Consider the following 21,749-nt stretch of genomic DNA (forward strand, 5'->3'; position numbering starts at 1 on the left):
CTTCTCCCCATACCGATTTCCGTCCCAGGAACCACACGTTCGTGGGACCCCGTGAGAGAGCGTGCCCTGTGGCTGACGTACCTGCCGATCTTGCCGCAGTGTGGCCACGAGTTCTGGAACATCTGCTGGGTGAAGGCCGCGGACAGGGCGTCGAGGCGAAGGACGAGCGGTGGCTGCGAAGCTGCCAGCCTCTGGCACTCGTCGCGGACACCGCACTGCTCGCCGTCCCGAACGAATTCGCCAAGGGCGTACTGGAAGGCCGTCTGGCGCCCGTGGTCAGCGAGACCCTGAGCCGGGAATGCGGCCGCCCGATCCGCATCGCCATCACGGTCGACGACTCCGTGGGCGAGCCCCCGGGCCCTCCCGGCCAGCATCAGTCAGCCCCGCAGCAGCCGTCCCACCAGCACCGCTACGAAGAGCCCGAGATGCCGCCCTCCTCGGGGCAGGGACGCGACACGTACGACAGCTACGGACGCCGCACCTCGGATGAGCACCAGGGCGGCTCACGGCCCGACCAGATGCCGACGGCACGCCCCGCCTATCCGGAATACCAGCGCCCGGCCCCCGGCGCCTGGCCGCAGCCCCAGGACGACTACGGCTGGCAGCAGCAGCGTCTCGGCTTCCCCGAGCGCGACCCTTACGCGTCCCCGGTGCGGCAGCCGCAGCACGACTACCGTTCGGAGCCGCCGCAGGAGCGCTCGCCGTACGAGCAGCAGCGCTCCGAGCCGCAGGACCGGCGTGAGCGTCATGGCATGTCCGAGCAGCACGGCGGGCCCCGGGGCGGCGGGCACGGCGGCCACGGCGTGCACAGGGGCGGGCCGGTCGGTCCCACCTCGTCGAGCGGCGCCCCCGGCCCACTTGCGGCGCAGCCTGCGCCGGCGACGGGTCCGGGCGAGCCCACCGCGCGCCTCAACCCGAAGTACCTCTTCGACACCTTCGTCATCGGTGCGTCGAACCGTTTCGCCCACGCGGCCGCGGTCGCCGTCGCCGAGGCGCCGGCGAAGGCGTACAACCCCCTCTTCATCTACGGGGAGTCGGGGCTCGGCAAGACGCACCTCCTGCACGCGATCGGGCACTACGCCCGCAGCCTCTATCCCGGCACGCGCGTGCGGTACGTGAGCTCGGAGGAATTCACCAACGAGTTCATCAACTCCATCCGCGACGGCAAGGGCGACAGCTTCCGCAAGCGCTACCGCGAGATGGACATCCTGCTCGTCGACGACATCCAGTTCCTCGCGGACAAGGAGTCGACGCAGGAGGAGTTCTTCCACACCTTCAATACGCTCCACAACGCGAACAAGCAGATCGTCCTCTCCAGTGACCGGCCGCCCAAGCAGCTGGTCACGCTGGAGGACCGGCTCCGCAACCGCTTCGAGTGGGGACTGATCACCGACGTCCAGCCACCGGAGCTGGAGACGCGTATCGCCATCCTTCGTAAGAAGGCGGTGCAGGAGCAGCTGAACGCCCCTCCGGAGGTGCTCGAGTTCATCGCGTCTCGCATCTCGCGGAACATCCGTGAGCTGGAGGGCGCGCTGATCCGGGTGACCGCCTTCGCGTCGCTCAACCGGCAGCCCGTGGATCTGGGACTCACCGAGATCGTCCTCAAGGACCTGATCCCGGGTGGTGAGGACGCGGCTCCGGAGATCACCGCGCCGGCCATCATGGCGGCCACGGCCGACTACTTCGGCCTCACGGTGGACGACCTGTGCGGATCCTCGCGCAGCCGCGTCCTGGTGACGGCACGGCAGATCGCCATGTACCTGTGCAGGGAGCTGACCGACCTCTCCCTGCCGAAGATCGGCGCGCAGTTCGGCGGCCGCGACCACACGACCGTGATGCATGCGGACCGCAAGATCCGCGCTCTGATGGCCGAGCGGCGCTCCATCTACAACCAGGTCACCGAGCTCACCAACCGCATCAAGAACGGCTGACAGCCTCCGTAGAACGTCGCCGAGGGCGCTCCAGGACTCCTCCTGGGGCGCCTTTTTGGTGCCCCCTCAGCAGCCGCCGCGGTCCGGAGCAGATTCTCGCTGTTCGATTTCCCCTGCTCAGGCGGCTGTTCTCCACAGATTGGGCGACTTTTTCCCTTCCACACCCTGGGGACTGGGAAGTTGTCCAGACGCTGTCCACAGGGGACCCTGCTGAGAGATCATCAGGCCAGGTCAGGCGACTGTGGATTCGTGGACGAAGACTGTCCACAGGCTGTGGAGAAAAATTTCGTCCACAGGCTGTGCATGAGGTTGTCCACCGGCGGCCCACAGGACAGCGCGCGTTGTCCCCAGCTTTTCCCAGCTTCTCCACACCGCTGTCCACTGTTCGGCAACGCAACGCGCCCTCTCACCGTGTCGAGTGAAAGGCGTCACACCAAGGTGGTCGGTTGGCCTGTGGGGAAGCTGGGTAAAGCTGGGGACAGTGCTGGGGAGAAGTGGCCCCTGCCTGTGCACCGGGTGTGCAGAACTTTCGCCCGTCCACAGAAACACCGGGTTGTCCACGGGTGTCGCCCACAGGGTCAGTGGATAAAAAACCGGGCCTGACCAGCACTTTCGCGGTTATCCACGGTTTCCACAGCCCCTACTACTACTCCCAACTAGAGAGACCAGGGAAATGGTTTCGAAGCTGGGGCTGTGCACAACTCTCGCTCCGGAGCTCCGACACCTCTCGGCACGACTTGACCCCGACAGGCACCGACTGTCAGTGCGGTGCGTCAGACTGGTCCCCGGTGTCCTTCCCACGGCATGGCTGAGAGACACCGAGTCAGACGACGAGGGCCACAGGCCCAGCGGGCGAGAGCAGCCAGCAACAGCAGGAGGCGGCTTAGGTGAAGATCCGGGTTGAACGCGACGTACTCGCGGAGGCAGTGGCCTGGGCGGCGCGCAGCCTCCCGGCCCGGCCGCCCGCGCCCGTCCTCGCGGGCCTGCTGCTGAAGGCCGAGGAGGGCGCACTGAGCCTGTCGAGCTTCGACTACGAGGTCTCGGCGCGCGTCTCGGTGGACGCGGAGATCGACGAGGAGGGCACGGTCCTCGTATCGGGCCGCCTGCTCGCGGACATCTGCCGCGCACTCCCCAACCGACCGGTGGAGATCTCCACAGACGGTGTACGGGCGACGGTGGTCTGCGGCTCCTCGCGATTCACACTCCACACACTCCCTGTGGAGGAGTACCCCGCGCTGCCGCAGATGCCGACCGCCACGGGCACCGTCCCGGGTGAGGTCTTCGCTTCCGCCGCCTCTCAGGTGGCCATCGCCGCGGGACGCGACGACACGCTGCCCGTGCTGACCGGTGTCCGCATCGAGATCGAGGGCGACACGGTCACCCTGGCCTCCACCGACCGCTACCGCTTCGCGGTCCGTGAGTTCCTGTGGAAGCCGGAGAACCCCGAGGCGTCCGCGGTGGCCCTGGTGCCCGCCAAGACGCTCCTGGACACCGCCAAGGCGCTCACGAGCGGCGACACGGTCACCCTGGCCCTGTCCGGCTCGGGTGCCGGTGAGGGCCTGATCGGCTTCGAGGGCGCCGGTCGGCGTACGACCACGCGTCTGCTCGAGGGCGACCTGCCGAAGTACCGCACGCTCTTCCCGACCGAGTTCAACTCGGTGGCCGTGATCGAGACCGCCCCCTTCGTGGAGGCCGTCAAGCGCGTCGCCCTGGTCGCCGAGCGGAACACCCCGGTGCGGCTCAGCTTCGAGCAGGGCGTGCTGATCCTGGAGGCCGGCTCCAGCGACGACGCACAGGCTGTGGAGAGGGTCGACGCCCAGCTCGACGGCGACGACATCTCGATCGCCTTCAACCCGACGTTCCTGCTCGACGGCCTCAGCGCGATCGACTCGCCGGTCGCCCAGCTGTCGTTCACCACGTCGACGAAGCCCGCTCTTCTGAGCGGCAAGCCGGCCGTGGACGCCGAGGCGGACGAGGCGTACAAGTACCTGATCATGCCCGTACGTCTGAGCGGCTGAGCCCACAGGTGTGAGCGTGCGTCCGGGCGTAGGCTCGGACGCAGGTACGAAAGTGCCGTAACGCCACCTCGCTAGTGAAGGAACCTCTGATGGAGCTCGGTCTCGTCGGCCTCGGCAAGATGGGCGGCAACATGCGCGAGCGCATCCGCCGCGCAGGTCACACCGTCATCGGATACGACCGCAACCCGGATCTCGCGGATGTCCCCAGTCTCGAAGCGCTTGTGGGCAAGCTCAAGGGCCCGCGCGTGGTGTGGGTGATGGTCCCGGCGGGGGCCGCGACCCAGGCCACCATTGATGAGCTGGGCGAGCTGCTGCAGCCCGGCGACATCGTCGTGGACGGCGGCAACTCCCGCTGGACGGACGACGAGAAGCACGCCGAGGAGCTGAAGGCCAAGGGCATCGGCTTTGTCGACTGCGGCGTCTCCGGCGGCGTCTGGGGCCTGAAGAACGGCTACGCGCTGATGTACGGCGGCGACAAGGACGACGTCGCCAAGGTGCAGCCCGTCTTCGACGCACTGAAGCCGGAGGGTGACTTCGGCTCCGTCCACGCGGGCAAGGTCGGCGCAGGGCACTTCGCGAAGATGGTCCACAACGGCATCGAGTACGCGATGATGCAGGCCTACGCCGAGGGCTGGGAGCTCCTGGAGAAGGTCGACTCGGTCACGGACGTCCGTGAGGTCTTCCGCTCGTGGCAGGAGGGCACGGTCATCCGTTCCTGGCTGCTCGACCTCGCGGTCAACGCGCTGGACGACGACGAGCACCTGGAGAAGCTGCGCGGCTTCGCGCAGGACTCCGGAGAGGGCCGGTGGACGGTCGAGGCCGCCATCGACAACGCCGTGCCGCTGCCCGCGATCACGGCCTCGCTCTTCGCGCGGTTCGCCTCGCGGCAGGACGACTCCCCGCAGATGAAGATGATCGCCGCGCTGCGCAACCAGTTCGGTGGCCACGCGGTGGAGTCCAAGAGCGAGCACTGATCCACAGCCTGTGCGCGACCTCGGCGGTTGTGCACAGGCTTCAGTAAGAAGAAGTAGGCCGGGGGAGGTCGGCGCACACCATGCACGTCACGCATCTGTCGCTGGCCGACTTCCGCTCGTACGCCCGGGTCGAGGTCCCTCTCGATCCGGGCGTCACCGCGTTCGTGGGGCCCAACGGGCAGGGCAAGACCAACCTCGTCGAAGCCGTCGGCTACCTCGCCACGCTCGGCAGCCACCGGGTCTCCTCGGACGCCCCGCTGGTGCGGATGGGCGCCGAGCGCGCCGTCATCAGGGCCCAGATCCGCCAGGGCGAGCGCCAGCAGCTGGTCGAGCTCGAACTCAACCCGGGCAAGGCCAACCGCGCCCGCATCAACAGGTCCTCGCAGGTCAGACCCCGTGACGTGCTGGGGATCGTCCGTACCGTGCTGTTCGCGCCCGAGGACCTCGCGCTGATCAAGGGCGACCCCGGTGAGCGGCGCCGTTTCCTCGACGAGCTGATCACCGCGCGCTCGCCGCGCATGGCCGGGGTCCGCTCCGACTACGACCGGGTCCTGAAGCAGCGCAACACCCTCCTGAAGTCGGCGGCGCTCGCCCGGCGCCACGGCGGCCGCTCCATGGACCTGTCCACCCTCGACGTCTGGGACCAGCACCTCGCGCGCGCGGGAGCCGAGCTGCTCGCCCAGCGGCTCGGCCTGATCTCCGCACTGCAGCCGCTGGCCGACAAGGCGTACGAACAGCTGGCGCCCGGCGGCGGACCGGTCTCCCTGGAGTACAAGCCGTCCGCGCCCGGCGAAGGCCACACGCGCGAGGTGCTCTACGAACAGCTGACCGCCGCCCTCGAAGAGGCCCGCAAGCAGGAGATCGAGCGCGGGGTCACCCTGGTCGGCCCGCACCGCGACGATCTGCTGCTCAAGCTGGGCCAGCTCCCCGCGAAGGGGTACGCGAGCCACGGCGAGTCCTGGTCGTACGCCCTGGCGCTCCGTCTCGCCTCGTACGACCTGCTCAGAGCCGAGGGCAACGAGCCGGTGCTCGTCCTCGACGACGTCTTCGCGGAGCTCGATGCCCGCCGCAGGGAGCGACTCGCGGAGCTGGTGGCCCCCGGCGAGCAGGTGCTTGTCACCGCCGCCGTGGACGACGACGTGCCGGGCGTGCTCGCCGGCACGCGGTTCCAGGTGTCGGACGGCGCGGTGGACCGCGTATGAGCTCCGAAGAGCCCCTCGACGGCCCCTCCGGGGCCGGTTCCGCGGGCACCCCGGAAACGCCCGCCCCGAAGACCCCCGAGCCCTCCGGCGTCGACCTCGCCAGGGTGGCCCTGCGGGCCGCGAAGGAACAGGCACGCGCGCGTGGTGATGCCGTGCAACAGAAGAAGCAGGCCCGGCGCGGCGGACTGAGGTCCGGCGCGCGCTCCGACGGACGCGACCCGCTGCCGCTCGGCTCCGCGATCAACCGTCTGATCACCGAGCGCGGCTGGGAGACGCCCGCCGCGGTCGGCGGAGTGATGGGGCGCTGGCCGCAGATCGTCGGCGACGACCTGGCCAACCACTGCGTCCCCCAGCGGTATGACGAGGACGAGCGCGTCCTGACCGTGCAGTGCGACTCCACCGCATGGGCCACCCAGCTGCGTCTCATGGCCCCACAGCTGGTCGCACGCCTCAACGAGGACCTCGGACACGGCACCGTACGCCTCATCAAGGTGCTCGGCCCCGGGGGCCCCGCGCAGCGCTTCGGACCCCTGCGCGCACCCGGCAGCACGGGCCCCGGCGACACCTACGGCTGAGGCCGTCGGCGACCGTAGCTGGCGGTTGACGTCCCGAAGCGCTGAGTGCCGCTGTGAGCGTTCTGGAGCCCGGGGCCCCATATGGGGAGTCGGCCGAGGCCGGTTCAGGGCGGCACATGAGGACTCAGGTACCGGCAAACCCCCATCACTGTCAGCGCTACCGGTAGACTGGAAGCTAATCCCGCCCCACCTGTGGGACGCACCGAGCAACGCTGACTATCGCTGAACGACGCAGCCGCTCCGGCCACCGCCGGGAGCTTGGCTTGTGCTGTGCCAGAAAGGGCGCTTCGTGGCCGATTCCGGCAACCCCAACGAGAACATCCCGTCCACCGCCGCAGGCGAGAACGGCGAGGCCCCGCCCTCGTACGACGCCAGCGCGATCACCGTCCTCGAGGGTCTGGACGCGGTCCGCAAGCGACCCGGCATGTACATCGGCTCGACCGGTGAACGTGGCCTGCACCACTTGGTGCAGGAAGTGGTCGACAACTCCGTGGACGAGGCCCTCGCGGGGCACGCGGACACGATCGACGTCACGATCCTCCCCGACGGTGGCGTGCGCGTGATCGACAACGGCCGTGGCATCCCGGTCGACATGCACCCCGTGGAGAAGAAGCCGGCCGTCGAGGTCGTGCTGACCGTTCTGCACGCGGGCGGCAAGTTCGGCGGCGGCGGGTACGCCGTCTCCGGTGGTCTGCACGGCGTCGGCGTCTCCGTCGTGAACGCCCTGTCGACCAAGCTCGCGGTCGACATCAAGCGCGACGGCTACCGCTGGACCCAGGACTACAAGCTGGGTGTTCCGACGGCGCCCCTCGCCAAGCACGAGGCGGTCGAGGACGCGGGCACCACGGTCACCTTCTGGGCCGACCCGGACGTCTTCGAGACGACGGAGTACTCCTTCGAGACGCTGGCGCGGCGTTTCCAGGAGATGGCGTTCCTCAACAAGGGTTTGACGATCAAACTCACTGATGAGCGCGAGTCGGCGAAGGCCACGGCGGGTGCGGATTCGGTCGAGGCGACCGACGACGCGTCCACCGAGGGCCGCACGGTCACGTACCACTACGAAGGCGGCATCGTCGACTTCGTGAAGTACCTCAACTCCCGCAAGGGCGAGGTCATTCACCCGACCGTCATCGACGTCGAGGCCGAGGACAAGGACCGCCTCCTCTCGGCCGAGATCGCCATGCAGTGGAACTCGCAGTACACCGAAGGTGTGTACTCCTTCGCGAACACGATCCACACGCACGAGGGCGGTACGCACGAGGAGGGCTTCAGGGCCGCACTGACGGGCCTGGTCAACCGCTACGCGCGCGAGAAGAAGCTGCTCCGCGAGAAGGACGACAACCTCACGGGTGAGGACATCCGCGAGGGTCTGACCGCGATCATCTCGGTGAAGCTGGGTGAGCCCCAGTTCGAGGGCCAGACCAAGACCAAGCTGGGCAACACGGAGGCGAAGACCTTCGTCCAGAAGGTCGTCCACGAGCACCTCACGGACTGGTTCGACCGGAACCCCAACGAGGCCGCGGACATCATCCGCAAGGGCATCCAGGCCGCCACCGCGCGTGTCGCCGCCCGCAAGGCGCGCGACCTGACCCGCCGCAAGGGCCTCCTGGAGACGGCGTCCCTGCCGGGCAAGCTCTCCGACTGCCAGTCGAACGACCCGACGAAGTGCGAGATCTTCATCGTCGAGGGTGACTCCGCCGGTGGTTCGGCGAAGTCCGGCCGCAACCCGATGTACCAGGCGATCCTGCCCATCCGAGGCAAGATCCTGAACGTCGAGAAGGCCCGCGTCGACAAGATCCTGCACAACCAGGAAGTCCAGGCGCTCATCTCCGCCTTCGGCACCGGTGTGCACGAGGACTTCGACATCGAGAAGCTGCGCTATCACAAGATCATCCTGATGGCGGACGCCGACGTCGACGGTCAGCACATCAACACGCTGCTCCTGACCTTCCTGTTCCGCTTCATGCGGCCGCTGGTCGAGGCCGGGCACATCTACCTGTCGCGCCCGCCGCTCTACAAGATCAAGTGGTCGCGGGACGACTTCCAGTACGCGTACTCGGACCGCGAGCGCGACGCCCTGGTGGAGCTCGGCCGCCAGGCCGGCAAGCGCATCAAGGACGACTCCGTCCAGCGCTTCAAGGGCCTCGGCGAGATGAACGCCGAGGAGCTGCGCATCACGACGATGGACCAGGAACACCGCGTGCTCGGCCAGGTCACCCTGGACGACGCGGCGCAGGCCGACGACCTCTTCTCGGTGCTGATGGGAGAGGACGTCGAGGCACGGCGCTCGTTCATTCAGCGCAACGCCAAGGACGTTCGTTTCCTCGACATCTGAGTCGGCCCGTACAAGCCGCACCTCGAAAGGACTCTGACCAGCAATGGCCGACGACAACACCCCTGTGACGCCCGAAGAGGAACCCGCCGTTCCTGGCGTGGGCATGCGTGTCGAGCCCGTCGGGCTCGAGACGGAGATGCAGCGCTCCTACCTCGACTACGCGATGTCCGTCATCGTGTCCCGCGCACTGCCCGACGTACGGGACGGCCTGAAGCCCGTCCACCGTCGTGTTCTGTACGCGATGTACGACGGCGGCTACCGCCCCGAGAAGGGCTTCTACAAGTGCGCCCGCGTCGTCGGCGACGTCATGGGCACGTACCACCCGCACGGTGACTCCTCCATCTACGACGCCCTGGTGCGCCTCGCCCAGCCGTGGTCGATGCGGATGCCGCTGGTGGACTCCAACGGCAACTTCGGCTCGCCGGGCAACGACCCGGCGGCCGCCATGCGGTACACCGAGTGCAAGATGGCGCCGCTGGCCATGGAGATGGTCCGTGACATCGACGAGGACACCGTCGACTTCACGGACAACTACGACGGCCGCAACCAGGAGCCGACGGTCCTGCCGGCGCGCTTCCCGAACCTGCTGATCAACGGCTCGGCGGGCATCGCGGTCGGCATGGCCACCAACATCCCGCCGCACAACCTCCGCGAGGTCGCGGCGGGTGCGCAGTGGGCCCTCGAACACCCCGAGGCCTCGCACGAGGAGCTCCTCGACGCCCTCATCGAGCGCATCAAGGGCCCCGACTTCCCGACCGGTGCCCTCGTAGTGGGCCGCAAGGGCATCGAGGAGGCGTACCGCACGGGCCGTGGATCCATCACGATGCGCGCGGTCGTCGCGGTCGAGGAGATCCAGAACCGCCAGTGCCTGGTCGTCACCGAGCTGCCGTACCAGACCAACCCGGACAACCTCGCGCAGAAGATCGCCGACCTGGTGAAGGACGGCAAGGTCGGCGGCATCGCCGACGTCCGCGACGAGTCGTCCTCGCGCACCGGCCAGCGCCTCGTGATCGTCCTGAAGCGCGACGCGGTCGCCAAGGTCGTGCTGAACAACCTCTACAAGCACACCGACCTGCAGTCGAACTTCAGCGCCAACATGCTGGCCCTGGTCGACGGCGTGCCGCGCACCCTCTCGCTGGACGCGTTCATCCGGCACTGGGTGACCCACCAGGTCGAGGTCATCGTCCGGCGCACGAAGTTCCGGCTGCGCAAGGCCGAGGAGCGCGCGCACATCCTGCGTGGCCTCCTCAAGGCCCTGGACGCCATCGACGAGGTCATCGCGCTCATCCGCGGCAGCCAGACCGTCGACGTCGCCCGCGAGGGCCTGATGGGCCTCCTGGCGATCGACGAGATCCAGGCAAACGCGATCCTCGAGATGCAGCTGCGCCGCCTCGCGGCCCTGGAGCGCCAGAAGATCGTCGCGGAGCACGACGAACTCCAGACGAAGATCAACGAGTACAACGCGATCCTGGCGTCCCCCGAGAAGCAGCGTCAGATCATCAGCGAAGAGCTCGCGGCGATCGTCGACAAGTTCGGCGAGGACCGTCGCTCCGCCCTGGTGCCCTTCGACGGCGACATGTCCATGGAGGACCTGATCGCCGAAGAGGACATCGTCGTCACCATCACGCGCGGTGGCTACATCAAGCGCACCAAGACGGAGGACTACCGCTCGCAGAAGCGCGGCGGCAAGGGCGTGCGCGGCACGAAGCTGAAGCAGGACGACATCGTCGACCACTTCTTCGTGTCGACGACACACCACTGGCTGCTGTTCTTCACGAACAAGGGCCGCGTCTACCGCGCGAAGGCGTACGAGCTGCCCGACGCCGGCCGTGAGGCCCGCGGCCAGCACGTGGCGAACCTGCTCGCCTTCCAGCCGGACGAGCAGATCGCCGAGATCCTCGCGATCCGTGACTACGAAGCGGTGCCCTACCTGGTGCTCGCCACAAAGGGCGGCCTTGTAAAGAAGACACCGCTCAAGGACTACGACTCGCCCCGCTCGGGCGGTGTGATCGCCATCAACCTCCGGGAGACGGAGGACGGTTCGGACGACGAGCTGATCGGCGCCGAGCTGGTCTCCTCCGACGACGACCTGCTGCTCATCAGCAAGAAGGCCCAGTCGATCAGGTTCACCGCAACGGACGACGCGCTGCGCCCGATGGGCCGCGCCACTTCGGGCGTCAAGGGAATGAGTTTCCGCGACGGCGACGAACTGCTCTCGATGAATGTCGTTCGTCCAGGTACGTTCGTGTTCACCGCCACCGACGGTGGGTACGCAAAGCGAACCAACGTCGACGAGTACCGCGTTCAGGGTCGCGGTGGCCTCGGCATCAAGGCCGCCAAGATCGTGGAGGACCGCGGCGAGCTCGTCGGTGCCCTGGTGGTCGAGGAGACCGACGAGATCCTCGCCATCACGCTGTCCGGCGGTGTGATTCGTACGCGAGTCAACGAGGTCAGGGAGACGGGCCGTGACACCATGGGCGTCCAACTGATCAACCTGGGCAAGCGCGATGCCGTGGTCGGTATCGCTCGTAACGCCGAGGCCGGGCGCGAGGCCGAGGAAGTCGACGGGGACATCGTCGTCGACGAATCGGACGCCGCCGAGCCGGTCGACGGTACGGACGAGGGCGTGGACTCCTCGGCCGAGTAGCGCGAGGAGTGAGTCATCGTGAGCGGAGCCACGGGCGCCGGGACGAATCGAACCGGCACCACCGGCACGGACAGTGCCCGTGGCTCCGCCACTGATGCACACGACTCCGACGAGTCTCATGGATCCCAGGGGGGGACTGTGACGGACACCCGAGGGCCAGGGACTTCTGGTCAGACTTCCGACCAGTACGACAACGCGTACGCGGCGGGCAAGGGCAAAGGCAAGAGCAAGAACAAGGGCAAGCAGGGGGGCGGCGCGGGCGCGGCGGGTGGCGCGGCCGGTGCGGGCAGCGCGGGCGGGGCGGGTAGCGCGGGCGGGGCACTGCCCGGGGAGCGTCAGCCCCAGCAGCAGTCCTCTCAGCCCTACCACCCGCCGCAGGCGTATCAGCAGGGCTCCCAGACGGGCTCGATGCGTCGGCCGCGCACGGGGGCGCGCACGACCCCGCGCACGCGCAAGGCGCGTCTGCGGGTGTCCAAGGCCGACCCGTGGTCGGTGATGAAGGTCAGCTTCCTGCTCTCCATCGCGCTCGGCATCTGCACGATCGTCGCGGCGGCCGTCCTGTGGATGGTCATGGACGCGATGGGCGTCTTCTCGACGGTCGGCGGCACGATCTCCGAGGCCACCGGCTCGAACGAGTCCAACGGCTTCGACCTGCAGTCCTTCCTGTCGTTGCCGCGCGTCCTGATGTTCACGACGATCATCGCGGTTATCGACGTCGTCCTGGCGACCGCTCTGGCGACGCTGGGCGCCTTCATCTACAACCTCTCCGCGGGCTTCGTGGGCGGCGTCGAGCTGACCCTGGCCGAGGACGAATAGTCCTCGCTCCCCCGCGCGCGGGTATCGATTTTGGGACTGGCCCCGAGGTGCGCTAATCTTCAGAGGTCAGCGCGCGGGACATACCGCAGCGCGGCGGGGCTATAGCTCAGTTGGTTAGAGCGCATCCCTGATAAGGATGAGGCCACAGGTTCAAATCCTGTTAGCCCCACCAGCGCAAAGACCCCCCACCAATCATGGTGGGGGGTCTTTGACATCTACGGCTGACATCAGTGGTGGCCAACGGAACCAGTCCTCGAAGTCCAGCGTCGTGCTTGATACGCGCGATTCGTTGGGGAGGCGCTGTGGAAGGCGACCCGCCGTGGTGGTTAACCATCGTGATCTCGCTCGGGATGACGGTGGTCCTTGGAGCGATCCTTCTGACTGGCGTCGCCACCGTGGTTCTAGGGGCGGGCTGGGTCCGGAAGCGGTTCCGTCGCTAGCTCCTGTAGGGCGTCAACCGATGAGCGGATCTTCCAGCAGTAGCGTCCGGCCCCTGTACCCAGTGATCACCGGCAATCTGCCGTTCCAGATCTTGCAGATAGCGGCGCTCCTCCAGGACCCGAGCGCAGAACCCGGGCAGCGGTAGAGCCGCCTGAGAGGACTCCGTCTTCAAATCCTTGAGGATCAGCTCCCCACGGACCCGTCGCACCTGCTTGACCGGCGTGAACTGGCGGTAGTCGAAGTCGAAGTCCTGCCAGCGCAGCCCCAGCACTCACTCCGCCGCAGACCCAGGACCAGCACCAGGGCGAACGCGGCGAAGAGCCGGTGGGCCCGAGCGGACCGCAAGAAGGTGACCGCTTCCTCGGGATTCCACGGCTTGGCCCTCTCCTTGCGGACCTTCGGCATGTCCACCAGCAGCGCCACGTTGCGGGTCAGGATCTCTTCCTTGATCGCGCGGTTCAACGCGTTCCGGAGGGTGCGCAGCACCTCGAACCGCGTCGCGGCAGGGGCCCCGTCGGCCGCGAGCGCCACCATGGAGACCCGCACCTGTGCGGCCGAAAGGCGCGTGAGCGGCTTTTTCCCCAGGTGCGGACAGAGGTAGAGCCGAACCTTGGACTCGTACTTGGAGTAGGTGTTGAACTCCAGGTTCGGTTCCACGATGTGCTTGATCCAGTACGCGAGCCACTCGCCGAGCGTCCACGCACGCGACGGCACCGGAACGCCGTTGCGCTCCGGGTCCTGGAGCTTGCCCAACTTCTCGTTGGCCTCGTCCCAGGTCCGGCCGTAGACGTACTTGCGGACCCGGTGGCCGTCCGTGTTGGTCACGTATGCGGCACCCTGGTAGCGCCCATCCGACCGCTTAGTGATCGTGCCGCCACCGTTGGGCCGACGCTTCGCCATCAGGCAGCCTCCCCGATCTGACCGGTGCCGGTGGTCTCAGCTCTGGCTGTTGTCGGGCGTGGCACACGCAAGAAGACCCCCGGCCTGTGGCGGCCGGGGGTCTTCTTGCGTTCAGGTTCAGGGCGTAGGCCCCGGGGGTGTGCCCGGGGTTACGGCTCCGGGGCGAGTCCTGGTTCCTGCGCGGTGGCGTCAGTCTCGGCCTCGGTGTCCGTCGTGGGCAGGTGACGGCAGCTGGGGGACGAGCCATGGGCCTCGGCGCGGATGCGCTGCTTCATCGTCGGGGGCAAGGACCGTTCGTACGCCGCCGACCAGAGAGCCATCGTCGGCGTGGGTGCGCACACCGTGGCGTTGCGTGCGTTCGTGGTCTCCTGTACGGCCGTGGCGGCCGTCGCCGTCGTGGTGAGCCCCATCGCGGCGAAGAGCGCGAGGAACGCGGTGACGATCGTGGTCCAGAGCTTCATGGCCTTGTTGCCGGTCATTGCCCCTCATTTCGGGTTGGGCGATTTGCGTACTTTCCTCATGATGTGTATGCGCGGTCGAGAGTGGTGGACCGACGCTCGTGGCGCGTCGATGTTCAGATGAACACCACCCGGATGGCCCCAAGGGCGCCGAGAAGGGGGCAAAGCGGCGAAAGTCACAGTGGGTGGGGGTCGTCGGCGGAGCTGCGGGGTCCGTTTCTACTGCTCTCCGCAGGGCGGGAGTTGGGGCCCAACCAGGTCACCGATCGATATCGCTCGGTGTGTATAGTCGGGCGCCAGAAGTCCCCTACGTCAAGGAAAGACGAGGTCGCGCGGTGAAGAAGCTTCTCCTGGTCGCACTGGCCGCCATCGGCGGGCTCCTCGTGTACCGCCAGATCCAGGCGGATCGCGCCGAGCAGGATCTGTGGACGGAGGCGACTGACTCCGTGCCCACGGGTTCGTGAGTACCGACACAGTCACTTCACAGGCCCCGGTCGCTTTTGCGGCCGGGGCTTTGTGTTGTCCGGGTGTCCGGGTGTCCGGGTGTCCGGATTTCCGGGGTTCTTCTCTTTTTGTTTGCTTTCGTGAATCAAATGGTTGCGTATGTGAATGATTGCAGTGGTGGGGGCTGGCGCGGTTGCGTCGGTGGACTGTCCGTGGTGGTGTCCGCGCGGCGTCGGACGGGCAGGACGGTCGGGACGGGTGGGACGGCTGGGGTCGGCGAGGGGTGACGCGCGATGGGGTGGCGGCTGAACGGGTGCCGGGGGACGGCGAGGCGGGGCCGGGGCCGGGGCCTGGGGATCGGCCTTGAGCCGGGTCGAGCACCTGCGGCCGCGGCGGTGGCTGCCGCGCTGTGCACGGTGGCACTGCTTCCCGGGGAGGCCGGGGCCGCGGATACGGCCGACCCTTCGTACGCCTTCGCTGAGGCGGCCGAGACCGTCGACGGCGCTACGAGCAACGTCGAAGGGCACCGGCTGACTCCCGGCAGGACGTACAAAAGCACCCTCCCGCGCGTGGGACAGCGTTTTTACCGTCTGGAGCTGACGGCGGCGGAGAACGCGTACGTCTCGGTGACCGCCGTCCCGAAGGCCGACACTGCGGTCTCCTACGCCGACGGGGTCGAGGTGTCCGTCCAGGACTCCGACGGCAACAACTGCAGCCCCCTGGATGCGGAAGAAGCGCGCTTCGGATCTTCCGAGAGCCCGCGTCCGATCACGGCGACGGCGGCACGCAGGGCCGGTCCCGGCGAGAAGAGCTGTACGGGCGCCGGTACGTACTACGTGCTCGTCGAGCGGACCAGATCCTCCGGGACCGTCCGGTCGACGACCGCGCAGGAGGACTGGGACCTGGAACTCCACGTGGCGTCAGAACCCGTGCTGCGGGCGGGAGGTGCGACGGCAACGGCACCGCCACGGGCGTGGCACTCCGCGTCGCCTGTGCCGCCTTCGGGGGAGCGGACGCCGCGTGAGGGCGGCACGAGCTTCAACGATGCGCGAGGTCTGGAGAAAGGGGTCTGGGGGACCGGTATAGAGCCCGGAGAGACCCTCTTCTACCGCGTGCCGGTCGACTGGGGGCAGCAGCTCTCCGTCTCCGCGGAGCTCGGCAGTATGAGCGGGAGCGGGGTCGGGAGCGGGGCGGCGGGGATCGGGCCAGGTCGGGACAGGGGGTACGTCTCGTCCGCGTTGGTCACGTCGCTGCACAATCCGGTGCGCGCCGAGATCGAGGACACCGACACCGCGTACGACGGCAAGCAGAAGTCGGCGTCCCTGGATCCGCTGCCGCCGGTCGCGTACGAGAACCGTTTCTCCCTCACCGACGAGGTGGCCGCGATGCGGTTCGCCGGCTGGTATTACGTGTCGGTTCACCTCAGCCCCGATGTCGCGGAGAAGTTCGGCAAGGCGCCGCTGGACCTGACGTTGCGGGTGGACGTGGACGGGTCGCCGCGGCCGGGGCCCGCCTATGCGGGAGCGCACCGGCCCGCCGACGACTTCGGCGTGTCCGAGCGGGACGCGGAGGCCGCGCAACGGGGTGAGACGGCGGGGGCCGTGAACGGCGCCGGGGGAAGCAGCGGCGGGCGTGACGACGAGCTGATGGCGGTGATCGCGGCCGGGGGGATAGGTACCGGCGTGGTGCTCCTCGGCATTCTCGCGGTGTGGACGCTGGTCGCGCGCCGCAGGGCGGGGGCGGCCGCGGGGTTCGGACCACCGCAGGAGTGGTGAGCGGACTCGTACGGCCCGGACCTCAGAGCTGCGTGAGCGCCCAGACCCCTATCGCGAGGCAGGCCAACGCCACGAGCAGCATCGGGACCGCCACCTTCGCGGGCGGTCCGGGACGTCGTCTGGGGGCGGGGGGAGCCGTGGCGTTGGCCGGTGCGTGGGAGGCAAGGGCAAGGGCGGCGAGGGCAGGAGCAGGCGCAGTGGCGGCGGGGGTGAGGGCCTGACCGCGGCGCGCTGACGACGTCACGGCCCGTGCGGGGTCGTACGTGCGATCGGGTTCGGGTTCGGGTGCCCGCTGAGGCAGCGGAGTGGGGGGAGTGGGCGGCTGCGTGGGTGGGGTGTGTGGGGGCTGCGGGGCGTAGTGGGGCTGCGGTGGTCGAGCAGGGGCGGGCTGTACGGGTGGGGGCAGCGGAAAGCCCTCTGTGTGTGACGGCCCAGGGGCGGGCGTGGGATTGGTTGCCGGCGGCGGCAGGTGCGGAGGCGGGGGCGGTGTGGAGGGCGCGTCGGGTATTCCGGGTCCGGTGGCGGGGCGCGCGTGGCGAGGTGCGGTGCGCGGGCGCGAGTGCGGGCCCTGGTGCGAGTGAGGGCCCTGGTGCGCGTACGGAGTGGGGGTGCGGGAGGTGTCGGGGCCGGTCGCCCGACCTTGGGGGCCGGTGACGTCGTCGGGTCCGTGAGGGCCGAATCCGGTGGGCAGCGGGGCGAGTTGATCGAAGATTTCGATGAGCTCGTCGTCCGGGCCCGGTTCGGGCAGCATGTCCGCGGCCGATGCGAGGGCCTTGCGCGCCCCCGTGGCGGTACGGAAGCGCGTCTGGGGATCCGGCTGGAGAAGCGTGGCGATGACCTGCCAGAGGGGCTCGGGAATGCCCTGAGGGGCCCGTGGCGTGCCGTGTTCGGCGAAGTACTCGATCAGTGCCTTGGCGTCCGGCTTGGCGCCTTCCAGGAGGTACAGGGCGACCAGGCCGACGGCGAAGAGGTCGGCGGTGAAGTCCGGTTCGGCGCCCAGCATTTGTTCGGGCGCGAAATAGCCGGGCGTACCGACGACGTAGTCGGTCTCGGTCAGCCGGGGCTCACCCTTGCGCATCGAGATGCCGAAGTCGGAAAGGCGCAGATGCGGGCGCCCGGCACCGGTGACTTCCAGCAGGATATTGGCCGGTTTGATGTCACGGTGGACGACGCCTTCGGCGTGGACGGCGGCCAGGCCGGAGAGGAGCTGGTCCAGGAGGGTGCAGACGAAATGGGGCGGGAGCGGGCCGTAGTCCCCGATCACGTGCGCCAGTGAGCCGCCGCCGACCAGGTCCATGGTGAAGAGGACCTTGTCGTCGTCGGCGGCCCAGCTGGCGGGCGCGAGCACATGGGGGTGGTCGATCCGTAGAGCCTGCTCCCGTACGAACCGCAACAGCGCGTGTGCGTCGCTCTGTTGGAGGACCTTGGCGGCCACGTACCGGCGGCGTCTGTGGTCCCAGGACCGCCAGACCGCCCCGACTCCCCCGTGTCCGATCGGGTCGACCAGTTCGTACCGGCCGGCGAAGACCTCACCCATGGTCGCGCTCCGCTCCCCTTCCGAGCCGTGCGCGGCCCGGTCGACGGATCAGCTCTGGTGCGCCTCGTAGTGGGCGACCGCGTCCGCGGTGCGCCCGGCGCCGTACACCCGGAGGAACTCTGCCAGCTCCGGGTGGGTCGGGGCGAGGGAGTCGGCGGCATCGATGATGTCGCCTGCTGCCGCGACGGAGCGCAGCAGTGACTGGATCTCGCGCACCACGCGCTTGACCGTGGGCGCGCCCGAACTGGTCGCTGTCTGTGCGGTGTTGGTGAGGACGGAACCGCCCTGCGACTTCTTGATCTCGTCCATCCGGTCGGTGGCCTCGCCGGCGCTCACGCTGCCGTCCGCGACCTGGCCCGCCAGCTCCTGGAGGAGCTGCACGCGCTGGACCACCGCGGGATTGCCGATCTTGGCACGCTGACCGCTCATCAGCTGGGACAGCATGGGCGCGGACAGGCCGAGGACTCCGGCGAGGCGTGCCTGGTTCAGGCCCAGATCATCGATGAGGCGACGGAAGAGCGCCCCCAGCGGCTCTCCGTACCAATTCCGCTGGAGCTCTCGTGCTCTCGCGGTGGTGTCTTGTTGTGCGGCGTCCATTGCGTCTCCCCATCGCTTCCCCTAAGACCGCGGTTCGCTGCCGCGAACCACGTCGTGCATCTTACGGAGAGTGGTCGTGGACCGGGACCCCCAATCCTTTTGCGAGATCTGGGGGGTGACCCGGTACTCTGGTCTGCGATGCACGTCGGGACGTGATTCTTCCGGTTCGGCGTACCGTCGCGGGGCCTTAGCTCAGTTGGTAGAGCGCTGTCTTTGCATGGCAGATGTCAGGGGTTCGACTCCCCTAGGCTCCACAAGAGATATGCCCTCCGAACTGCGGAAACGCAGGCTCGGAGGGCATTTTTCGTGCTCGGCGGCTGGTGGTCAGTCGAGCCAGACGGACTTCCGCATGAGGTCGCGTCCCCGCAGTTCGTTCGACTCCCGCCAGGCCTGGATGTGGCGCGGGACGATGCGGAACCAGTTGTACGGAGCGGTCTGCTCGCGCGGATCGAAGCCGGTGCGCGCGGTGAAGCGGTCGGTCTGTTCCCGCGGCGGCTCGTCGATCCCGAAGGGCTGGACGTCCCCCTCGATCATGGTCACGTCCCGGGTGGTGCCGAGAGCCAGCCGGGCGCTTCCGGTGGCGGTCAGGTTCCTGCCGGTCGGGCTGTCGGCCGGGGTCGCCACCCACAGCGCTTCACCGTCCCAGTCGAAGGAGAGCGGCACCAGGTACGGGGTGCCTTCCGGGGACGCGCTCGCCACCCATACGTCGATGTCGTGGGCGAGCCGGTGCCCGGTGTCGTGGCGACGCTGGGCGCGGGGACGCGGAGGGACGCTCATGGATGCTCCTGTGGGCCGAGGGCGTGAGGTGGTCTCAGCCTCACCCGCGCGGGGTGACGTCCGCCTCCGTGCTCAGCACGGAACCCACCACGGACAACGGCGGCCCTCGGCGCGTCTACGCGGGATGGCCCGCGGTGATGTCGCCCGCGTCGTGCAGCGTCAGCGGTGACCCGGCTCCGGGCGATTCCGGGGCCGGGGCGTGGGCGGCGATCGGGTCGAGCAGGAACGCGACGTGGTCGCCCCCGTCGCACCGGTCGTGGATGCGGCCGACGAACCAGGTCAGGGAGTCGGACAGGACGACAGCTCCCTCGGGGCCCTCTTCCAGGGACAGCCCGGCGAACTTGTCGGTCCGGTCGCTGCACAGCGACCCGAAGCGTTCCGCCAGGTCGTGCCGGTCCCTGGGCAGCTGGTGTACGGCGAGAGTGGTCGCCGCGAGGGCCAGCCGGTAGGTGTGGTTGGCCTTGGAGAGCCATACGGCGAACCGGACGGGCTCCAGTGAGCACTGGCTGGCGAAGCCGACCAGGCAGCCCGCGCGCTGTCCGTCCGATACGGCGGTGACGACGTACACGGACGAGTCCGCGAGCGCGGTGAAGGCCGCGATGCCCTTGTCCACGTCAACGATGCCTTTGTCCACGTCATCCACGTCGTCCGTGGCGTGCGTGGCGTCCGCTTCGGCCGTGCCATCCGTGGCGTCTGCGTTCTCCGCGTCGCGGCCCACGCCCTTACCACCCCTCGTCCCGTACGACGCGCACCGTCTCCAGAGAGCTGTCGGCCGCGTCGGGAAGGTTCATGCCCGCTCGTACGCCCGAACGCAGATAGGTCAGGACGGGCTCCGTCAGGCGCTCGCCGGGCAGGACGACGGGGATGCCCGGCGGGTACGGGGTGATCATTTCCGCGGCGATCCGCCCTGCCGCCTCCGCCACGGGTACGTCCTCGGGATGGGCGAAGTAGGCGTCGCGCGGCAGGTCCGCCTGGGGCATCCGCAGGTCGCCGGGGCTGGGGACGTCGACCTGCGGGGCGTCGGCCAGTTCGTCGGCGTGCCTGGACAGGTCGCGCAGGGCGTCGAGGAGGCGCGTGGTGGTGGCCTCGTCGTCGGCGTGCGTGAGCTGGGCACTGATCCGGCGGTGGTCGAAGAGATGCATGTCGATGTGGTGGTGCTCGCGCAGCCAGTCGGCGGCGGCGTAACCCGTCGTGCCGAGCGCGGAGATGTCCATCACGACGGGCAGCGGGTCGAGATCGGCCGCCCGTCCTGGGCCGCAGTAGTCGTCGGCGTCGTCGACGTGCAGGCCGTCGATGTCCTCGATCGCCGCACGGGTGCGGGCGGCCAGGTGCAGGGCGTCGCCCAGGAGCTGTTCGCCGTGCTGGACCATCTGGCGGCGCCAGCCGTCCAGCCCGGCGTAGAGCAGGACGGAAGGGCTGGTGGTGCCGAGCAGGTCCGCGCGGGACGCGAGGACGGCGGGGTCGATCAGATCGCCCTGGAGGTGGAAGACCGAGCCCTGTTCGAGGCCGCTGCCCATCTTGTGGACGCTGGTCACACAGATGTCGGCGCCCGCGTCCATCGCCCAGGTCGGCAGTTCGTCGTGGAAGGGCAGGTGCGCGCCCCAGGCCTCGTCGACGATCAGCGGCTTGCCGCGCCGGTGGCACACGTCGGCGATGCCGCCGAGGTCGGCGGCCGAGCCGTAGGGCGTGGGGCTCGTGACCAGCGCACCGTCGGCGTCGGGATGGGCGGTGAAGGCCTCCTCGAACGCGTCGGCCGTTGGCGGGTGGGCGATGTGGCGCTCGGGGTCCCAGGCAGGTTCTACCCAGACGGGCTCGACGCCTGAAAGGATCAGGCCCGCGATCACCGACTTGTGGGCGTCACGTCCGACCAGGAGACGGCGGTGCGGCGCGGTCACCGTCAGCATGGCCGCCTTGACCGACAAGGAGCTGCCGCAGGTCGAGAAGAACGTGTGCTCGGCGTGGACGGCGTCGGCCATCAACCGTTGGGCGCCCTCCAGGATCTGATGGCGGCTCAACCGGTCGTCGAGCCCGCCCGTGGCGAGTACGTCGCCGAGGAACACCGCCTCGCCGAGCACCTTCCTGACCCGGGGGTCGGCGCCCCGCGCCTGCTTGTGGCCCGGCGGGGTGAAGGCGAGCTCGTCGGCCTTGTGGTAGCGCTCCAGCGCGTCCAGGACGGGCGCCTCGTCGTGGTTCAAGCTTCGGTTCGCAGCCATGCCAGGAGCAGTTCCCCTTCCTCCGTGCACGAATCAGGGCCTATCTGCGCGCCATGTTTCACGTGAAACAACGCGGGGCGGGCAGACCGTCCGGTCCCCCGCCCCACGA

Annotated in this window: 17 protein-coding genes and 2 tRNA genes; 12 read left to right on the top strand and 7 right to left on the bottom strand. The window is 68.8% G+C overall.

Annotated elements, in window-relative coordinates; all coding sequences use genetic code 11:
- Positions 1-68 precede the first annotated feature (68 nt).
- The 9 genes from dnaA (at position 69) to NOO62_RS20420 (ending at position 12,670) form a co-directional block, all read left to right on the top strand.
- Complete coding sequence (gene dnaA, locus NOO62_RS20380; protein WP_321170586.1) at positions 69-1,931, top strand: chromosomal replication initiator protein DnaA; 1,863 nt, start codon at positions 69-71, stop codon at positions 1,929-1,931.
- 887 nt (positions 1,932-2,818) lie between these two features.
- The gene (gene dnaN / locus NOO62_RS20385; RefSeq protein ID WP_150169944.1) at positions 2,819-3,949 is read left to right on the top strand and encodes a DNA polymerase III subunit beta; all 1,131 of its coding nucleotides are present in this window, start codon (positions 2,819-2,821) and stop codon (positions 3,947-3,949) included.
- An 89-nt stretch (positions 3,950-4,038) separates the two neighbouring features.
- Complete coding sequence (gene gnd, locus NOO62_RS20390) at positions 4,039-4,923, top strand: phosphogluconate dehydrogenase (NAD(+)-dependent, decarboxylating) (protein WP_268772323.1); 885 nt, start codon at positions 4,039-4,041, stop codon at positions 4,921-4,923.
- Between the two features lie 80 nt (positions 4,924-5,003).
- Positions 5,004-6,125, top strand: coding sequence for a DNA replication/repair protein RecF (gene recF, locus NOO62_RS20395; protein WP_268772324.1), 1,122 nt, complete (start codon positions 5,004-5,006; stop codon positions 6,123-6,125).
- Complete coding sequence (locus NOO62_RS20400; protein WP_268772325.1) at positions 6,122-6,700, top strand: DUF721 domain-containing protein; 579 nt, start codon at positions 6,122-6,124, stop codon at positions 6,698-6,700. Before recF ends, NOO62_RS20400 begins: the two co-directional genes overlap by 4 nt.
- A 265-nt stretch (positions 6,701-6,965) precedes the next feature.
- The gene (gene gyrB / locus NOO62_RS20405; RefSeq protein ID WP_321170587.1) at positions 6,966-9,035 is read left to right on the top strand and encodes a DNA topoisomerase (ATP-hydrolyzing) subunit B; all 2,070 of its coding nucleotides are present in this window, start codon (positions 6,966-6,968) and stop codon (positions 9,033-9,035) included.
- A gap of 43 nt (positions 9,036-9,078) precedes the next feature.
- A complete protein-coding gene (gene gyrA, locus NOO62_RS20410; protein WP_268772326.1) occupies positions 9,079-11,682 on the top strand; it encodes a DNA gyrase subunit A in 2,604 nt (867 codons plus the stop codon).
- Positions 11,683-11,700: 18 nt separating this feature from the next.
- Positions 11,701-12,498 carry a DUF3566 domain-containing protein gene (locus tag NOO62_RS20415; protein WP_268772327.1) on the top strand — a complete coding sequence of 266 codons (798 nt, stop codon included), beginning with the start codon at positions 11,701-11,703 and terminating at the stop codon, positions 12,496-12,498.
- Positions 12,499-12,593: 95 nt separating this feature from the next.
- Positions 12,594-12,670: transfer RNA gene (locus tag NOO62_RS20420), tRNA-Ile, on the top strand.
- Positions 12,671-13,122: 452 nt separating this feature from the next.
- Here the strand turns inward: NOO62_RS20420 and xerC are convergent.
- Both xerC and NOO62_RS20430 read right to left on the bottom strand, forming a co-directional pair.
- Positions 13,123-13,839 carry a tyrosine recombinase XerC gene (gene xerC, locus NOO62_RS20425; protein ID WP_268772328.1) on the bottom strand — a complete coding sequence of 239 codons (717 nt, stop codon included), beginning with the start codon at positions 13,837-13,839 and terminating at the stop codon, positions 13,123-13,125.
- Between the two features lie 149 nt (positions 13,840-13,988).
- Positions 13,989-14,318, bottom strand: a complete 330-nt coding sequence (locus tag NOO62_RS20430; protein WP_268772329.1) for a DUF6344 domain-containing protein — start codon at positions 14,316-14,318, stop codon at positions 13,989-13,991.
- 314 nt (positions 14,319-14,632) lie between these two features.
- Between NOO62_RS20430 and NOO62_RS20435 the strand changes: the two genes are divergently transcribed.
- Together NOO62_RS20435 and NOO62_RS20440 are read left to right on the top strand one after the other, a co-directional pair.
- The gene (locus NOO62_RS20435; RefSeq protein WP_003999697.1) at positions 14,633-14,761 is read left to right on the top strand and encodes a DLW-39 family protein; all 129 of its coding nucleotides are present in this window, start codon (positions 14,633-14,635) and stop codon (positions 14,759-14,761) included.
- A gap of 549 nt (positions 14,762-15,310) precedes the next feature.
- Positions 15,311-16,516, top strand: a complete 1,206-nt coding sequence (locus NOO62_RS20440; RefSeq protein ID WP_268772330.1) for a hypothetical protein — start codon at positions 15,311-15,313, stop codon at positions 16,514-16,516.
- Positions 16,517-16,538: 22 nt separating this feature from the next.
- Here the strand turns inward: NOO62_RS20440 and NOO62_RS20445 are convergent, their stop codons facing one another.
- Entirely contained in the window at positions 16,539-18,053 is a 1,515-nt protein-coding gene (locus tag NOO62_RS20445; RefSeq protein WP_268772331.1) for a serine/threonine-protein kinase, read from the bottom strand.
- A gap of 48 nt (positions 18,054-18,101) precedes the next feature.
- Positions 18,102-18,650 (bottom strand): helix-turn-helix domain-containing protein, encoded by a 549-nt coding sequence (locus tag NOO62_RS20450; protein ID WP_268772332.1) that lies wholly within the window; start codon positions 18,648-18,650, stop codon positions 18,102-18,104.
- 181 nt (positions 18,651-18,831) lie between these two features.
- Here NOO62_RS20450 and NOO62_RS20455 point away from each other — a divergent pair.
- Positions 18,832-18,904: transfer RNA gene (locus tag NOO62_RS20455), tRNA-Ala, on the top strand.
- A gap of 70 nt (positions 18,905-18,974) precedes the next feature.
- On the opposite strand, the gene NOO62_RS20460 is transcribed toward NOO62_RS20455, so the two are convergent.
- The 3 genes from NOO62_RS20460 to NOO62_RS20470 form a co-directional block, all read right to left on the bottom strand.
- The gene (locus NOO62_RS20460; RefSeq protein ID WP_268772333.1) at positions 18,975-19,427 is read right to left on the bottom strand and encodes a pyridoxamine 5'-phosphate oxidase family protein; all 453 of its coding nucleotides are present in this window, start codon (positions 19,425-19,427) and stop codon (positions 18,975-18,977) included.
- A gap of 115 nt (positions 19,428-19,542) precedes the next feature.
- Positions 19,543-20,145, bottom strand: coding sequence for a flavin reductase family protein (locus tag NOO62_RS20465; protein WP_321170588.1), 603 nt, complete (start codon positions 20,143-20,145; stop codon positions 19,543-19,545).
- A gap of 4 nt (positions 20,146-20,149) precedes the next feature.
- On the bottom strand, positions 20,150-21,640 hold the full coding sequence (locus NOO62_RS20470) for an aminotransferase class I/II-fold pyridoxal phosphate-dependent enzyme (protein ID WP_268772334.1): 1,491 nt from the start codon (positions 21,638-21,640) through the stop codon (positions 20,150-20,152).
- Between the last annotated feature and the right edge of the window lie 109 nt (positions 21,641-21,749).

It is taken from the genome of Streptomyces sp. Je 1-369, from assembly GCF_026810505.1.
In the GTDB taxonomy this organism is placed as follows: domain Bacteria; phylum Actinomycetota; class Actinomycetes; order Streptomycetales; family Streptomycetaceae; genus Streptomyces.

Bases quoted from the DNA above. Each gene is read 5' to 3' on its own strand.
- gnd (WP_268772323.1), top strand. From the start codon at position 4,039: ATGGAGCTCGGTCTCGTCGGCCTCGGCAAGATGGGCGGCAACATGCGC.
- recF (WP_268772324.1), top strand. From the start codon at position 5,004: ATGCACGTCACGCATCTGTCGCTGGCCGACTTCCGCTCGTACGCCCGG.
- NOO62_RS20400 (WP_268772325.1), top strand. From the start codon at position 6,122: ATGAGCTCCGAAGAGCCCCTCGACGGCCCCTCCGGGGCCGGTTCCGCG.
- gyrA (WP_268772326.1), top strand. From the start codon at position 9,079: ATGGCCGACGACAACACCCCTGTGACGCCCGAAGAGGAACCCGCCGTT.
- xerC (WP_268772328.1), bottom strand. From the start codon at position 13,839: ATGGCGAAGCGTCGGCCCAACGGTGGCGGCACGATCACTAAGCGGTCG.
- NOO62_RS20430 (WP_268772329.1), bottom strand. From the start codon at position 14,318: ATGACCGGCAACAAGGCCATGAAGCTCTGGACCACGATCGTCACCGCG.
- NOO62_RS20445 (WP_268772331.1), bottom strand. From the start codon at position 18,053: ATGGGTGAGGTCTTCGCCGGCCGGTACGAACTGGTCGACCCGATCGGA.
- NOO62_RS20450 (WP_268772332.1), bottom strand. From the start codon at position 18,650: ATGGACGCCGCACAACAAGACACCACCGCGAGAGCACGAGAGCTCCAG.
- NOO62_RS20460 (WP_268772333.1), bottom strand. From the start codon at position 19,427: ATGAGCGTCCCTCCGCGTCCCCGCGCCCAGCGTCGCCACGACACCGGG.
- NOO62_RS20470 (WP_268772334.1), bottom strand. From the start codon at position 21,640: ATGGCTGCGAACCGAAGCTTGAACCACGACGAGGCGCCCGTCCTGGAC.